We start from the raw sequence: 15,718 nt of genomic DNA on the forward strand, positions 1-15,718 counted from the left end.
GGTCAGGGTAGTCGGCGGCGGGGACAAGCCGTCGGATACGGTCGGCCGTCCCGACATGGAAAGATGTGGGGATATCGACTCGGCGACCGACGCCGGGCGCCACGAGACACGAGGAGGAGCCGTGGGGATCGCGATACCGGGCGACAGTGAGCGGTGGCGGTGCACCGGATGCGGAAATCTCACACGGTTCGATGTGACGCGTACCGTGCGTTCCCGGGACTACGTCCACCTGGACCTGTCCGGTGACGGTGACGTGGAGGAACGCACCGTGCTCTCCGAGACCATCGAGAGCGTCCGGTGCCGTTGGTGCGGCGCCACCGACAGTGTGGAGATCATCGCCCGCCCCGACGCCGACCGCGGTTCCTCGTCGGAGAGCGCGACGGGCCGGTCATGAGCGCCCGCCCCGGGGCGGGCGGTGACTCCGAGGGCGGGGAGCCGCCCGAGGGCCCGTCCCTCGACGGCCCCGAGGACGCCCCTTCCGAGGACGAAGGGGGCACCGACGAGGAACCGGCACGCCCCCTGCCCGAGGCGGTACGCGCCCGGGTCGTGGAGTACGGCTCCGACGTGCTCGGCGGCATACGGCCCGGCGAGCTGCCCCCACTGCTGCGCAGGGTGGCCAGGTTCGAGCCCCGACGCCGTGCGCGTCTGGCCGGGCCGCAGATCGCCGCCCAACTGGAGTCCGACGACGTCTTCCGTTCGATGGTGGCCGAGCGGGTCGAACAGGTGTGGCCGGAACTGGCCGAGGGACTGCGCTCGGGTGTGGTCCCGCCCGCGGCCGATCCCGTCGCGGTGGCGGCGTGCGCCTATCTGCTGCGTCCCCCGGGCTGGACGGAGATCGTCGAGAACGTCCGGCGGGAGCTGGAGCGCCAGACCAGCGTCAAGAAGGTGGGCGAGACCGCGGCGGCGCTGGAGGCCACCCGCCGCCAACTGGACGAGACCCGACACGACCACCAGGCGGAGGTGGAGCGCCTACGCTCCCAGCTCCGGGAGCAACGCGCCGAGATCGCGCAGCTGCGCCGCAAGGTCCACTCCGAGCGTCAGCGGGCCAAGGAGGCCGCCGAGCGCGCCTCGCTCGCCCTGTCCCGCACGGCCGACCGCGAATCGGAGGCCGCCACGCAGGTCGGTGCCCTGGAACTGGAGAACCGGCGTCTGCGATCACGCCTGGCCGAGGCCGAGGCACAGGTGGAGGGCGTTCGCCGCGCGGTACGCGCCGGGCGCAGTGCCGACGAGGCCCGTCTACGGGTGTTATTGGACGTCCTGGTGGAGGCTTCGCACGGGCTGCGTCGGGAGTTGGCGCTGCCCGCGTCCCTCACCGTCCCGGCCGATCTGGTGGCCGAGAACGAACAGCAGCGACGTGTTTCGCTGGGTGGACTGCCCGACGACGACCCCGGTCTGTTGGAACATCTGTTGCGGGTGCCCCGGGTCCATCTTCTGGTGGACGGTTACAACGTCACCAAGACCGGTTACGACCGGCTCCCCCTGGCGGACCAGCGCACCCGTCTGATGAGTTCCCTCGAAGGCCTGGCCAGCCGTACCAAGGCGGAGATCACGTGCGTGTTCGACGGCGCGGACGTGGACACTCCCCCGGTCATGGCCCCGACACGCCGGGTACGACTGCTGTTCAGCGCCCCGGGGGAGACGGCGGACGAACTGATCGTGCGGCTGGTGCACGCCGAACCGCCGGGGCGGCCCATCGCGGTGGTCACCTCCGACCGTGAGATCGTGACGGCGGTGCGCCGGGTGGGGGCGCGCGCGGTGCCCTCGACGATCTTCCTGGCCCGTGTGGAGGCGCACGGCTGAGGACTCGCGGCGGAGTCGGAGCGGGAAGGTCGCGCACGTGTGCAACACCCTGGGGGCGGGCCCCTGGTTGAGCCGTGCGCGACGGTCCGCTAGGTTTTTCCAGGAACGTGAGAGCTCCCATCGGATAGACGGCCACCCTTGTGCCCCACGGTGGGAACCCTCACGCCGAGTCTCCCGTGCCCCCGCGCGGGCCCCATGACCGTTCTCCCAGCACCCCCCGTGCGGATTTTCCAGACCCCAAGGAGCGTGGACCGCCATGAAGAATCCCGGTGGTCGGCGTACGGCTCGCCGAATCGCTGCTACGACCGGGCTCGGCGCGGTCGTCGCCGGCACCCTCATCGTTCCGGGCACCGCTCACGCGGAGCCGACAAGGGACGAGGTCGAAGAACGCATCGAGGAGCTCAACGAGGAGGCCTCCGCCGCCGTAGAGGCCTACAACCAGGCCAAGGAGGACCACGAGGTCGCCGAAGCCCTCTACGAGGAGCTGGAAGAACAGGTCGGGGACGAGGAGGAGCGCTACGAGGAGCTGCGCGGCAAGGTCCAGGGGCTCGCCAACGCCACCTACCAGTCCGGTGAACTGGACTCCACCACCAACATCCTCACCTCCGACGGACCCGAGGCCCTGCTGGAGCAGAACGCCGACCTGAACTACCTGTCGGAGTCCCAGCAGGCCCAACTGGACGAGTTCGGCGAGTCCTCCGAGCGTCTCTTCAGTCTCAAGGACGAGGCCGAGGAAGCCCTTGAGGAGGCCGAGGAGGCCCTTGAGGAGGCCGAGGAGGCCAAGGAGGAGGTCGAGGCCAAGATCGAGGAGCAGCAGACGCTCCTGGCCCAGTTCCCCGACGCGGACGCCTCCACCCAGGGTGCCGACGACAGCGGCGGGCAGTCCTACACCGGCAGCGCCTCGGGAAGCGCCGCCGCCGCCCTGGACTTCGCCTACCAGCAGATCGGCAAGCCCTACATCTGGGGAGGCACCGGTCCCAACGGCTACGACTGCTCCGGCCTGGTCCAGGCGGCCTGGCGTGCGGGCGGCGTGGACCTGCCCCGCACCACCTACGCCCAGGCCGAGGTCGGTCAGCGCATCTACGACATCAACGCCCTCCAGCCCGGTGACATCATGTTCTTCTCCGGGCTGAACCACGACGGCCTCTACGCGGGCAACGGCCAGATGGTGCACGCACCGCGCACGGGCCGCAACATCGAGGTCGTGGGGCTGGCCGCGTACTGGGCGGGGCAGTTCGAGTTCGCCGTACGCCCCTAGCGGCGGGCGCCCGGAACGGGCTCCCGTCGGACCCTCGCTTCGTCTTGGGCCGTCCCGGGGGCGAGGGCATTCCGGCTCCGCGCGCCCCGCGATCGAGCGTGGCGTCCACCACCCGTCCCGCGTTCTCGGAAGGCCGTCAGCCGTCGGTTGACGGCCTTCGTGCTGTTAAGGACACCCGAGCGGTTTTCGGACACACCGCACCTGCCGGTGGAACATCACGAAAAGGTTGAGAGTGGCCTGGCGCATGCACTAATGTTCATCGCCGAGCGTGGTCGTTCCTCTTCACCGCCCCCTGGTGGTGACGGCCGCGCCCGGGTCCACCGATCCCGTTCCCGGGCCATGGGCCCTCGCTTCCTCGAGCCGCACCACCCCGCCCCCGGGCCCGCGGCCCGAGACCTCCACCCCCACCCGGTGCATCCCTTGCTCCCGTACGACCGGGGACGAGGAGAGAAAGGTGCTACACGTGTTCGCATCCCGCCACAGCGGGCGTCGCACAGCGGTCGTCGCCTCCCTCACCGCCGTTGTCCTCCTCCTGCCCTGCGCAGTGGCCCACGCCGACCCCACGGCCGAGGAGGTCCGCGAGGAGATCGAACGCCTCGAGGAGGAGTACATCTCCCTCAACGGGACCTACAACGAGGCCAAGGAGATCCACGAGGCCGCCGAGGAGAAGCTCGAGGAGGTCCTGGAGGAGGTCGAGGCGGCCCGGGAGAAGGTCGAGGAACTCGGCCTGGGCGCACGCCGACTCGCCAGCTCCACCTACACCGGTGTCGACCTGACCTCGTTCCACCAGCTGCTCGGCTCCACGGGGCCCGAGGACGCCCTGGCCCACCAGGCCGACCTGGACTTCCTGGCGGGACAGCACGACAGCGGCCTCGAACAGTACATGGCGGAGCTGGAGAACCTCGAAACGTTGGAGGCCGAGGCCACCGCGACCGAGGAGGAGGCGGCCGAGGCCCTGGAAGAGGCCGAGGAGGCGGCCGAGGCGGCTGAGGAGGCCATCAGCGAGCAGGAGGCGATCCTGGAGGAGCTGACCGCCGAGGAACAGGCCGCGGCCACCGAGAACATCGGCCAGACCAGCGGCGGCGCCAGCGGCGGCAGTGGTGGCGGCGGTGGCGGTGGCAGCTACACCGGCCCCGCCTCCGGCAACGCACGGGTCGCGCTGGACTTCGCCTACCAGCAGGTCGGCAAACCCTACGTCTGGGGAGGCACCGGCCCCAACGGCTACGACTGCTCCGGACTGACCCAGGCCGCCTGGGGCGCCGCCGGCGTGAGTCTGCCGCGCACCACCTACCAGCAGGTCAACGTCGGCCAACGCGTCTCCTGGGAGAACAAGCAGCCCGGTGACCTGTTGTTCTTCTACCCCGGAGGCAGCGGCCCCGACCACGTGGGCATCTACGCGGGGAACAACATCATGGTGCACGCCTCCACCTCGTCCCGCCCCATCGGCGAGGTCACTCTGAGCGACTACTACCGCGCCAACTTCGTCACCGCCGTACGCCCCTGAGCGACGGACGGCCCAGGTGCCCCGCGACGCCCACCGTCGCGGGGCGCCGTCGTCCTCGGGGCCGGTACCGTGCCTCGGCGGCAGAGGCCACGCGGCCCCGTTCGTAGGCACCCTCACGGTGTGTCGCACGAGCGGGCACGTCCACGGCCGAGTCCTAGACTTCCCCTTGTGTCGCGAACCCTGATCATCACCAACGACTTCCCTCCCAGGCCCGGAGGCATCGAGTCCTTCGTCCACGAGATGGCGCTGCGCCGCCCCGCGGGGTCGGTCGTGGTCTACTGCTCCTCTCCCTCCCCCGCCGACGCCGCCGCCGATCCGCACTTCGACCTGCGTCAACCCTTTCCGGTGGTGCGCGACGCCGCGCGCGTCCTGCTGCCCACCCCCCGCGTGGCCGCTCGGGCTCGCGCCATCGCCGAACTGGAGGGCTGTGACTCCGTCGTCTACGGCGCCGCCGCCCCCCTCGGTCTGTTGGCCGGCGAACTGGGGCGACGTGGCCCGATCAAGCGACAGGTCGCCATCAGCCACGGTCACGAGACCTGGTGGGCGGCGCTGCCCGGCTCCCGGGAGGCGTTGCGCCGTATCGGCCGGGACACCGACGCCCTCACCTATCTGGGCGAGTACACCAGAAGTCGCATGGCCCGGGCCCTGACCCCCGACGCCGCCTCGCGCATGCGTCAGCTCGCCCCCGGGGTGGACGCCGAGCAGTTCCGCCCCGACTGCGGTGGTGAGCGGATCCGGCGACGTCATGGGCTGGGCGACCGTCCCGTGGTGGTGTGCGTGTCCCGCCTCGTGCCGCGTAAGGGACAGGACATGTTGATCCGTGCCTGGCCGCGGATCCTGGCCGACGTACCCGACGCCGCCCTGCTCATCGTCGGCGACGGCCCCGACCGCCGTCGGCTGCGTTCCGCCGCGCGGGGCATGGACTCCGTCGTCTTCACGGGACCGGTGCCCCGCGAGGAACTGCCCCTCCACTACGACGCGGGGGACGTGTTCGCCATGCCCTGCCGCACCCGGTTGGCAGGTCTGGAGGCCGAAGGGCTGGGGATCGTCTACCTGGAGGCCTCGGCCTGCGGCCTGCCCGTGGTGGCGGGCGACTCCGGCGGCGCCCCCGACGCGGTCCTGGACGGCCGGACCGGCCTGGTCGTGGACGGTTCCCTGCCCGGACCCACGGCGCGAGCCGTCATCCGGCTGTTGAAGGACCCCGAGCGCGCCGCCCGGATGGGCGCACACGGCCGGGAGTGGGTGACCCGGAACTGGAGCTGGGAGCGTGCCTCCGAGCGTCTGGACGACCTCCTGAACACTCCCCGCGGCCGGAAGGAGCGGGACGCCTGACGCCACACGAGGGACCTTCGGATCAAGGAGTTCGGCCCGAAGGTCCTTGTCGTCCCCCCTGCTCTACGTGATGGACTCGGACCACAGGTGATCCGGCCTACGGTCGACACCCGCGACCTTTGACTACAGTGGGTAGCGGACCATGCACATTGAGAGCATGTCGGTCGAGGCGCCGTCACCGGCCGTACCCGGCACCCTCGCTCACCGGAAGGGCTTCCCGTGGCAGACGAACCGACTTCCCGAAACGACCCGACCCACCAGAGCACCCCCGGCCTCGACGGCGCCCTCACCGAGGCGCTGCTGCGCACACGCAGGTACCTGCGTCCCCGCCAGGTCTCGTCCGACCTTCGCACACTGCACCAGATCGGGGGACGCGACTCCGACGCCTTCTACCGGGACCGGTGGAGCCATGACAAGGTGGTGCGTTCCACCCACGGGGTCAACTGCACGGGTTCCTGTTCGTGGAAGGTCTACGTCAAGGACGGGATCATCACCTGGGAGGGACAACAGACCGACTACCCGTCGGTGGGTCCCGACCGTCCGGAGTACGAGCCGCGCGGCTGCCCGCGGGGAGCGGCCTTCTCCTGGTACACCTACTCACCGACCCGGGTGCGCTATCCCTATGTGCGCGGTCTGCTGCTGGAGATGTACCGCGAGGCCAAACGGCGTACCGGCGACCCCGTCCTGGCCTGGGCCGACATCGTCTCCGACCCCGAGCGTTCCCGCCGCTACAAGGCGGCTCGCGGCAAGGGCGGTCTGGTGCGGACCTCCTGGGAGGAGGCCGTGGAGATGGCCGCCGCCGCCCATGTGCACACCGTCAAGGAGTTCGGTCCCGACCGCGTCGCCGGGTTCTCCCCGATCCCCGCCATGTCGATGGTCTCTCAGGCGGCGGGCTCCCGGTTCTACTCGCTGATCGGTGGAACGATGCTGTCGTTCTACGACTGGTACGCCGACCTGCCGGTGGCCTCGCCCCAGGTGTTCGGCGACCAGACCGACGTGCCCGAGTCCGGGGACTGGTGGGACGCCGGTTACCTCATCATGTGGGGCTCCAACGTGCCCGTGACCCGCACGCCCGACGCCCACTGGATGGTCGAGGCACGCTACCGCGGACAGAAGGTGGTCGTGGTCTCCCCGGACTACGCCGACAGCACCAAGTTCGCCGACGAGTGGCTGCCCGCCCGCCCCGGTACGGACGGTGCCCTCGCCATGGCGATGGGCCACGTCGTGCTCAGGGAGTTCTTCGTCGACCGGAGCACGCCCTACTTCGACGACTACGTCAAGCGCTACACCGACCTGCCGTTCCTGGTCCGCCTGGACCGGCAGGGCGACTCCTACCGGCCCGGCAAGTTCCTCACCTGCGCGGACCTGGGCGGCACGGAGGACAACGCCGCCTTCAAGACCGTGCTGCTGGACGAGCACACCGGCGAACCCACCGTGCCGAACGGCTCCCTCGGCTTCCGCTACGGCGAGGAGGGCAAGGGCCGGTGGAACCTCGACCTGGGCGACACCGCTCCGCTGCTCAGCCTCCACACACCCGACGGCGAAGCGGTCACCGTCGAACTGCCCCGCTTCGACGACCTCACAGGCGCCGCCGAACCGCTGTACCGGGGCGTTCCGGTCCGCCGCGTCGGCGAGCACCTCGTCACCACGGTCTTCGACCTCCTGCTCGCCCAGTACGGCGTCCCCCGCGACGGGCTCCCCGGCACCTGGCCGAGCGGATACGACGACGCCACCCAGCCCTGCACGCCGGCGTGGCAGGAGCCGATCACCGGGGTCTCCGCCGAACGGGCCGAACGCATCGGACGGGAGTTCGCGGCCAACGCCGAGGAGTCCCGAGGCCGTTCCATGATCATCATGGGAGCCGGCACCAACCATTGGTTCCACTCCGACACGATCTACCGGGCGTTCCTGACCCTGACGACACTGACCGGTTGCCAGGGGGTCAACGGAGGGGGGTGGGCGCACTACGTGGGGCAGGAGAAGGTACGGCCCCTCACCGGCTACAACCAGGTGGCCGCCGCGCTGGACTGGTCACGTCCACCGCGACAGATGATCCAGACCGCCTACTGGTACCTGCACACCGACCAGTTCCGCTACGACCCCTTCGGCGCCGACGCCCTGGCCACGGCCAACGGTCGGGGAACGTTCTCGGGAAAGTCCACGGCGGACGTGATCGCCCAGTCCGCGCGGCTGGGCTGGATGCCCTCCTACCCGACCTTCGACCGCAACCCGTTGTGCCTGGCCGAGGAAGCGGAACGTGCCGGGCTGCCGGTGTCCGAGTACGTTCCACGGGAGCTGAAGGCCGGACGGCTGCGATTCGCCTGCGAGGATCCCGACTCCCCGGAGAACTTCCCCCGGGTCCTGACCGTATGGCGCGCCAACCTGCTCGGCAGCTCGGGCAAGGGCAACGAGTACTTCCTCAAGCACCTGTTGGGCACCGACTCCTCCGTACGGGCCCAGGAGGCACCGCCCCGGGCACGCTCCGCCGACGTCGTCTGGCACGACGAGGCGCCGACCGGCAAACTCGACCTGCTCTTGTCGCTGGACTTTCGGATGACCAGCACCACGGTCTTCTCCGACATCGTGCTGCCCGCCGCCACCTGGTACGAAAAACACGACCTCAACACCACCGACATGCACCCCTTCGTGCACCCCTTCAACCCGGCCATCGCCCCTCCTTGGCAGAGCCGCACCGACTTCGACGCCTTCACCGCCCTCGGGCGCGCGTTCAGCCGACTGGCCGTCGACCACCTCGGCGTGCGCAGGGACGTCGTGGCGGTCCCCCTCACCCACGACACCCCCGACGAACTGGCCACCCCGCACGGACGGGTCCGCGACTGGAAGACCGGAGAATGCGAACCGGTGCCCGGCCTCACCATGCCCAAGCTGGTGGAGGTGGAGCGCGACTACACCGCCATCGCGGACAAGATGGGAGCCCTCGGCCCCCTGCTGGACAGGCTCGGCGCGACGACGAAGGGCGTGACCTTCGACGTCGGAGGGGAGGTGGACCGACTCGGGCGCGAGAACGGGACCGTGCGCGGCGGCGTCGCCGACGGACGCCCCTCCCTGGCCCGGGCCACCCACATGTGCGAGGCCATCCTGGCACTGTCGGGCACCACCAACGGCCGTCTGGCCGCCCAGGGGTTTCGTACCCTGGAGGAGCGCACCGGCAGCCGCCTGGCCGACCTCGCCGCCGAACACGAGGGCAGGCGGATCACCTTCGCCGACATCCAGGCCGCCCCCGTCCCCGTCCTCACCTCACCGGAGTGGTCCGGAAGCGAGAGCGGGGGGCGCCGCTACTCCCCCTTCACCATCAACGTGGAGCGCCACAAGCCCTGGCACACCCTCACCGGGCGTCAGCACTTCTTCCTCGACCACGACTGGATGGCCGAGATCGGTGAGAACCTGCCCGTCTACCGGCCGCCCCTGAACATGCACGCGCTCTTCGCCGAGCCCCCGATCGGCGAGGTCGGTGAACTGGGCGTGACCGTGCGCTACCTGACCCCGCACAACAAGTGGTCGATCCACTCCGAGTACCAGGACAACCTGTTGATGCTGAGCCTGTCACGAGGCGGACCGACGATCTGGATGAGCGTCGAGGACGCCGCCAAGGTGGGGGTGTCCGACAACGACTGGATCGAGGCGGTCAACCGCAACGGCGTCATCGTGGCCCGAGCCATCGTCTCCCACCGGATGCCGGAGGGAACGGTCTACATGTACCACGCCCAGGACCGGCTCATCGACGTGCCGCGGTCGGAGACCTCCGGCAGGCGTGGCGGCATCCACAACTCCGCCACCCGCCTGCTCATCAAGCCCAGTCATCTCATCGGCGGCTACGCCCAACTCTCCTTCGCCTTCAACTACCTCGGTCCCACCGGAAACCAGCGCGACGAGGTCACCATGATCCGCCGCCGCTCCCAGGAGGTGCAGTACTGATGCGTGTCATGGCCCAGATGGCGATGGTGATGAACCTCGACAAGTGCATCGGCTGTCACACCTGCTCCGTCACGTGCAAGCAGGCCTGGACCAACCGCTCCGGGATGGAGTACGTGTGGTTCAACAACGTCGAGACGCGCCCCGGACAGGGATACCCCCGTACCTACGAGGACCAGGATCGTTGGGAGGGCGGCTGGGAGCTGAACCGACGGGGAAGGCTCACCCTGAAGGCCGGCAACCGCCTCAAGAACCTGCTGACCATCTTCTCCAGCCCCAACATGCCCTCCATCCAGGACTACTACGAGCCCTGGAGCTACGACTACGAGACCCTGACCGACGCCCCGTTGCAGGAGCACACCCCCGTCGCCCGCCCCCGATCCCTCATCAGCGGCGAGGAGACCGACATCTCCTGGAGCGCCAACTGGGACGACAGTCTCGCCGGGGCGCCCGAACTGGCCCCCGACGACCCGGTGCTACAGAAGGTCTCGGACAAGATCAGGCTCGAGTTCGAGCAGACCTTCATGTTCTACCTCCCACGCATCTGCGAGCACTGCCTCAACCCCTCCTGCGCCGCCTCCTGTCCCTCCGGAGCCATCTACAAGCGCAGTGAGGACGGCATCGTCCTGGTCGACCAGGATCGCTGTCGTGGCTGGCGCAAGTGCGTGACCGGATGCCCCTACAAGAAGGTCTACTTCAACCACCGCACCGGCAAGGCCGAGAAATGCACCTTCTGCTTCCCTCGGGTCGAGGTCGGTCTGCCCACCGTGTGCGCCGAGACCTGCGTGGGCCGGCTGCGCTACATCGGACTGGTGCTCTACGACGCCGACGCGGTCCTGGAGGCCGCCTCGGTCCAGGACGAGCACCGGCTGCTCGACGCCCAACGAAGCGTCCTGCTGGACCCCGACGACCCCCACGTCGTCCGTGAGGCGGAGCGCGCGGGCATCCCCCACGACTGGATCGAGGCCGCGCAACGCTCTCCCCTCTGGTCACTGATCAACCGCTACCGGGTGGCGCTGCCGTTGCACCCGGAGTACCGCACCATGCCGATGGTCTGGTACATCCCGCCGCTGTCACCCGTGGTCGACGCGGTCGCCGACACCGGTGAGGACGCCGAGGCGGGCGACAACCTCTTCGCCGCCATCGACAGCCTGCGCATCCCGGTGGAGTACCTGGCCGAACTGTTCACCGCCGGAGACACCGTGCCGGTCACCGACGTGCTCAAACGCCTGGCCGCCATGCGTTCCTACATGCGCGACATCAACCTGGGCCGCGAACCCGACGGGAGCATCCCCCAGGCGGTCGGCATGACGGAGGAGGAGGTCTACGACATGTACCGGCTCCTGGCTCTGGCCAAGTACGAGGAGCGCTACGTCATTCCGCCCGCCCACGCGGAGCAGGCGCACGGCCTCGAGGAACTCGCCACCGAATGCAGCCTGGACTACGAGGGCGGTCCGGGCATGGGCGGATGGGGCCCCTTCGGAGAGGGATCGGGAGGAGCCACCCCGATCGCCGTGGAGAACTTCCAGGCACTCAAACAGCGTCAGACCGCCAACACCTTCACCGATCCGGGGGACAAGAGCCGGCGCGTCAACCTCCTCAACTGGGACGGCAAGGGCAGACCCGAAGGTCTCTTCCCACCTCGACCAGGCCAGGACCGCGGCGCCCCCGAACTCATGGACGGCACCGACCCCGACGCCGAGACGGACCCCAAGCCATGAGCCGCCTGCTCCGCGCCCTGCGCCGCCACCCCCTCTCCGAGGACCAGCGCGCGCTCACCCACCGCATCGCCGCACTCGTCCTGGACTACCCCGACGAACGGCTCCTGGCCGACCTGCCACTGCTGCGCACGGCCACGAACGAGCTTCCCGACACCGTGCGCGGCGAGCTCGGCGGCGTCCTCGACCACCTCCGACGGACCCCCGGACGACGACTGGCCGAGGACTACGTCGCCACCTTCGACCTGCGCCGACGCTGCTGCCTGCACCTGACCTACTACTCCTACGGCGACACCCGCAAACGCGGAGCCGCGCTCCTGGGCTTCAGCGGTGCCTACCGCGCGTCCGGTTTCGAGATCGGCACCGGTGAACTCCCCGACCACCTGTGCGTCCTGCTGGAGTTCTCCGCCACCGTCGACCTTCGGGCCGGAACACGTCTGCTGGTACAGCACAGGGCCGGTCTGGAGTTGCTCCATCTGGCCCTGCGCGACGCCGGCTCCCCCTACGCGGGGGCCCTGACCGCGGTGAGCGCCACACTTCCTCCGCTCACCGAACGCCTGCGCGACGCCGTCGTCCGTCTGGCCGCCGAAGGCCCGCCGGACGAGGAGGTCGGTCTGGAACCCTTCGCCCTCGTGGACCACACAAAGGTGCGTACATGACCAGCACACTCGACACGACGCTGTGGGTCGTCATCCCCTACATCTGCCTCGCGGTGTTCGCCGTGGGCCACTACTGGCGCTACCGCTACGACAAGTTCGGATGGACGACCCTGTCCTCCCAGCTCTACGAGAGTCGTCTGCTGCGTTGGGGGAGCCCGCTCTTCCACTTCGGCATCCTCGCGGTCTTCCTCGGCCACGTCCTGGGCCTGGGCATACCCAAGAGCTGGACCGAGGCCGTCGGCGTCTCCGACGGGGCGTACCACGTCATGGCCGTGGCCATCGGAGCCGTCGCGGGATTCTGCACCCTGGTGGGAATGGCCATCCTCATCTACCGGCGACGCACCGTCGGCCCGGTCTTCAGCGCCACGACCCGCATGGACAAGTTCATGTACCTCGCCCTGGCCGTGGTGATCGTCCTGGGACTGGCCAACACCGTGGTCGGGAACATCATCAGCCACTACGACTACCGCGAAAGCGTCTCGGTGTGGTTCCGGGGCCTGTTCCTCCTCGATCCGCACCCCGAACTCATGGCCGGGGCCCCTCTGAGCTTCCAGGCCCACGGTCTCACCGCGTTCCTGCTCTTCGCCCTGTGGCCCTTCACGCGCCTGGTGCACGTCTTCAGTGCCCCCATCGGTTACCTGTGGCGTCCCTACGTCCTCTACCGCGGCCGGGACGGACTTCCCGCGGGGCGACCGCGCCGTCGGGGCTGGGATCCCGTCGGCGAGGAATACCGCAGATGACCAGGCGCCGAGGACACGTGGTGCGACGAACCGACCCTGGAGATCGACCGTGACGAGAAGCACAGCGGAGAGCCCGGTCACCGAACGCGGAGCCACGGCCAACCTCGCCCTGGCCACGGCCGCGTTCGCCCTGACGTTCTGGGCGTGGAACCTGGTGGGGCCACTGGCCCCGACCTACAGCGAGCGGCTGGATCTCGGTCCGACCGAGACCTCTCTCCTGATCGCCTTCCCCGTGCTCATCGGGGCGGTGGGCCGCATCCCCGTCGGCGCCCTCACCGACCGTTACGGCGGCCGGCTGATGATGAGCCTCATCTGCTTCGCGAGCATCGTCCCGGTCCTGCTCATCGGCTTCCTCGGGACCTCGTTCACGGCCCTGCTGGTGTTCGGCTTCCTACTCGGCATCGCGGGAACCTCCTTCGCGGTGGGGATCCCGTTCGTGAGCGCCTGGCACTCCCCGCAGCGCCGCGGACTGGCCACCGGTGTCTTCGGCGCCGGCATGGGGGGCACCGCACTGTCGGCGTTCCTCACCCCCGCTCTGGCGGGGGTCCTCGGGGTCACCGGGGTACACGTGGCCCTGGCCGTGGCCCTGGCCGCGATGGGAGTGATCATGTACGTGTTCAGCCGCGACGCGCCCGGCTGGAGTCCCGACTCCGCACCGGTCCCGCCACGTATCCGCGGAGCACTGCGCCTCAAGGCGACCTGGCAGAACATGGGGCTGTACGCGGTCGCCTTCGGAGGCTTCGTGGCCTTCTCCACCTACCTGCCGACCCTGCTGCACACGGCCTACGAGTACGCCCAGACCGAGGCGGGCCTGCGCACCGCCGGATTCTCACTGGTGGCGGTCTTCACACGCCCTCTGGGCGGGGCGCTCTCGGACAGGGTCGGCCCCGTACGGGTCTGTGTGGTCTCCTTCGTCGGCACGACGGTGCTGGCCCTCGCCCTGGCGTTCCAGCCCCCCGCGGAGTTCACCGCCGGAACGGTCTTCGTCCTGATGGCGGCGGCCCTGGGCCTTGGCACCGGCGGCGTCTTCGCCCTGGTCGCCCGACTCGTCGAACCCGCGCGGGTGGGGACCGTGACGGGGCTGGTCGGTGCCGCCGGAGGGCTGGGCGGCTACTTCCCTCCCATCCTCATGGGCGTCACGTTGCAGCTGACCGGCGCCTACACCATCGGCTTCGTGCTCTTGGCCCTCTGCGCGCTCGTCGCGGCGGTCTACACCGCACGTGCCTTCCCCCACGTCACCAGGGGAGGATGACGCGTACAGCCACGGCCCCGAAGGGCCGGCCTCCTGCCCCGGCCGGAGAGAGGAGGCGAAGGCTCCGGTACGGAGAAGGTCAAAGGCCCTCTCCGTGCACCGGACCGGGCGTCCCCGAGCCGTCGGTCACCTGCGGCTCGCCCGTGGCACTGGCCGCCAACCACTCCTCCCAGGAGCGCTGGTAGAAACCCCACCCGTTGTCCCACTCCAGTTCACGGTCGGTCCCGGTGGTCTCCAGCACATCGCCCATCAACACGTGGTCGTAGAACCACCGGGCCTCCTCCACCGACATGTTCGTGCACCCGTTGGAGACGTCGGCCGAACCGATCTGGTCGTTCCAGGGCGCGGCATGGGTGAACTCACCGCTGTGGGAGGTACGCACCGCCCAGTCCACCTCGAGCTTGTAGTAGTCGGGTGAGTCCTCGGGGATGCCGACGGTGGCCGCGTCCATCACCAGTGACTCGTACTTCTCCATCGTCAGGTGCACGCCGGAGGTGGTGGTGTTGAAACGCTTGTCGGCCGTGCCGTTGCTGACCGGGATGGTGCGCACCGGCTCCCCGTCGATCTCCACCCTCATCTCGTGGTCGGGCACGTGCATGGTGGCGATCATCCGGCGGCCCACCTCGAAGTCGATACGGTGTCGACCGACACCGTAGACGCCCTCGGAGGCCTCCACTCCGTCCAACCGCAGGTCGACTCTGACCTTCTGGTAGGGCTGCCAGTACTCACGGGGACGGAACACCGCCATCTGGTCGCTCACCCAGTTCCAGGCGCCCTCGACCTCATGGTCGGAGGTGACCTCCATGGAGTTCTCGACCTGGGTCTTGTTCTGCACGGGCAGGTCGAAGTTGACGATGACGGGCATGCCCACACCCACGGTGTCCCCGGAGGCGGGGAAGTTGGAGACCAGTTCCAGACGCCGTCCGGGCACCGCCCGCAAGGTCTCGAACTCCACGGCGGCCTCGGACTCCACACCGTCCTCGTCCTCCGCGGTGGCGTGCACGGTGACCGACGAGCCCGGGGCCATGTTCCAGTCGCTCACCCACGCGGTGCCGTCCTCACTCAGGGTCCCCTCCAGCTCGTCGCCGGCCTCCCCTTCCGAGACGACCTGTTCCGTCCCGGCCTCGTCGGCGCTCTCGCTCTCCGAGGGGATCTGTTCGACCTGGACCCCCGTGATGACGCCCTCGTCCACCACGACCCGTACGGGGGTGTTCGGCGCCACGTCCGAGGAACCCTCCTCGGGGGTGATGGTCACCCGCGGCCCACTGGGCTCCTCCGGGGTGGGGGCGGGAGCCGCCTCGGGGACTCGCTCCTGGGTCGTGGTGCAGGCGGTCACCGCCAGGGCAGCCGCGGTCGCCGCGACCGCCAGGCGCCACGTCACCGACCGGGAAACACGTCCTTTCACGCCAACGACCTCCAGAGTCCGTTGTGACGGGTCCAGCTCGTGTGCCACGGGCACACGCCAACGGACCGCTGTCGGTTCGGTCCTGCGCAGCAGCCTACCTTCGCGCCCGACCTCGTC

General features: G+C 69.6%; 11 protein-coding genes. 10 read left to right on the plus strand and 1 reads right to left on the minus strand.

All coding sequences use genetic code 11. The annotated features are described in order from the left end of the window. Window positions 1-121: 121 nt before the first annotated feature. From PFX91_RS00480 to PFX91_RS00525, 10 genes are all read left to right on the plus strand, one after another. On the plus strand, window positions 122-394 hold the full coding sequence (locus tag PFX91_RS00480) for a hypothetical protein (RefSeq protein ID WP_285728583.1): 273 nt from the start codon (window positions 122-124) through the stop codon (window positions 392-394). After that, window positions 391-1,800, plus strand: a complete 1,410-nt coding sequence (locus tag PFX91_RS00485) for an NYN domain-containing protein (protein ID WP_285728584.1) — start codon at window positions 391-393, stop codon at window positions 1,798-1,800. Before PFX91_RS00480 ends, PFX91_RS00485 begins: the two co-directional genes overlap by 4 nt. A gap of 256 nt (window positions 1,801-2,056) precedes the next feature. Further along, window positions 2,057-3,058, plus strand: a complete 1,002-nt coding sequence (locus PFX91_RS00490; RefSeq protein WP_285728586.1) for a C40 family peptidase — start codon at window positions 2,057-2,059, stop codon at window positions 3,056-3,058. 463 nt (window positions 3,059-3,521) lie between these two features. Continuing rightward, window positions 3,522-4,562, plus strand: coding sequence for a C40 family peptidase (locus PFX91_RS00495; RefSeq protein ID WP_285728588.1), 1,041 nt, complete (start codon window positions 3,522-3,524; stop codon window positions 4,560-4,562). 168 nt (window positions 4,563-4,730) lie between these two features. Further along, window positions 4,731-5,894 (plus strand): glycosyltransferase family 4 protein, encoded by a 1,164-nt coding sequence (locus tag PFX91_RS00500; RefSeq protein WP_285728589.1) that lies wholly within the window; start codon window positions 4,731-4,733, stop codon window positions 5,892-5,894. Between the two features lie 219 nt (window positions 5,895-6,113). Beyond that, a complete protein-coding gene (locus PFX91_RS00505) occupies window positions 6,114-9,830 on the plus strand; it encodes a nitrate reductase subunit alpha (protein WP_285728591.1) in 3,717 nt (1,238 codons plus the stop codon). Beyond that, complete coding sequence (gene narH / locus PFX91_RS00510; RefSeq protein ID WP_285728593.1) at window positions 9,830-11,548, plus strand: nitrate reductase subunit beta; 1,719 nt, start codon at window positions 9,830-9,832, stop codon at window positions 11,546-11,548. Before PFX91_RS00505 ends, narH begins: the two co-directional genes overlap by 1 nt. Then, window positions 11,545-12,204 carry a nitrate reductase molybdenum cofactor assembly chaperone gene (narJ, locus tag PFX91_RS00515; RefSeq protein WP_285728594.1) on the plus strand — a complete coding sequence of 220 codons (660 nt, stop codon included), beginning with the start codon at window positions 11,545-11,547 and terminating at the stop codon, window positions 12,202-12,204. The genes narH and narJ overlap by 4 nt, the downstream gene beginning before the upstream one ends. Next, on the plus strand, window positions 12,201-12,944 hold the full coding sequence (gene narI, locus PFX91_RS00520; RefSeq protein WP_285728597.1) for a respiratory nitrate reductase subunit gamma: 744 nt from the start codon (window positions 12,201-12,203) through the stop codon (window positions 12,942-12,944). The genes narJ and narI overlap by 4 nt, the downstream gene beginning before the upstream one ends. Before the next feature lie 49 nt (window positions 12,945-12,993). Beyond that, window positions 12,994-14,196, plus strand: coding sequence for an MFS transporter (locus tag PFX91_RS00525; protein WP_285728599.1), 1,203 nt, complete (start codon window positions 12,994-12,996; stop codon window positions 14,194-14,196). A 79-nt stretch (window positions 14,197-14,275) separates the two neighbouring features. Here PFX91_RS00525 and PFX91_RS00530 read toward each other — a convergent pair whose 3' ends face one another. Further along, the gene (locus PFX91_RS00530) at window positions 14,276-15,601 is read right to left on the minus strand and encodes a L,D-transpeptidase (RefSeq protein ID WP_285728600.1); all 1,326 of its coding nucleotides are present in this window, start codon (window positions 15,599-15,601) and stop codon (window positions 14,276-14,278) included. Window positions 15,602-15,718: the final 117 nt, after the last annotated feature.

It is taken from the genome of Nocardiopsis sp. ATB16-24 (assembly GCF_030271535.1).
Classification (GTDB): Bacteria; Actinomycetota; Actinomycetes; order Streptosporangiales; family Streptosporangiaceae; genus Nocardiopsis.

Coding starts and splice junctions, on each gene's coding strand:
- PFX91_RS00485 (WP_285728584.1), top strand. CDS start 391: ATGAGCGCCCGCCCCGGGGCGGGCGGTGACTCCGAGGGCGGGGAGCCG.
- narI (WP_285728597.1), top strand. CDS start 12,201: ATGACCAGCACACTCGACACGACGCTGTGGGTCGTCATCCCCTACATC.
- narH (WP_285728593.1), top strand. CDS start 9,830: ATGCGTGTCATGGCCCAGATGGCGATGGTGATGAACCTCGACAAGTGC.
- narJ (WP_285728594.1), top strand. CDS start 11,545: ATGAGCCGCCTGCTCCGCGCCCTGCGCCGCCACCCCCTCTCCGAGGAC.
- PFX91_RS00490 (WP_285728586.1), top strand. CDS start 2,057: ATGAAGAATCCCGGTGGTCGGCGTACGGCTCGCCGAATCGCTGCTACG.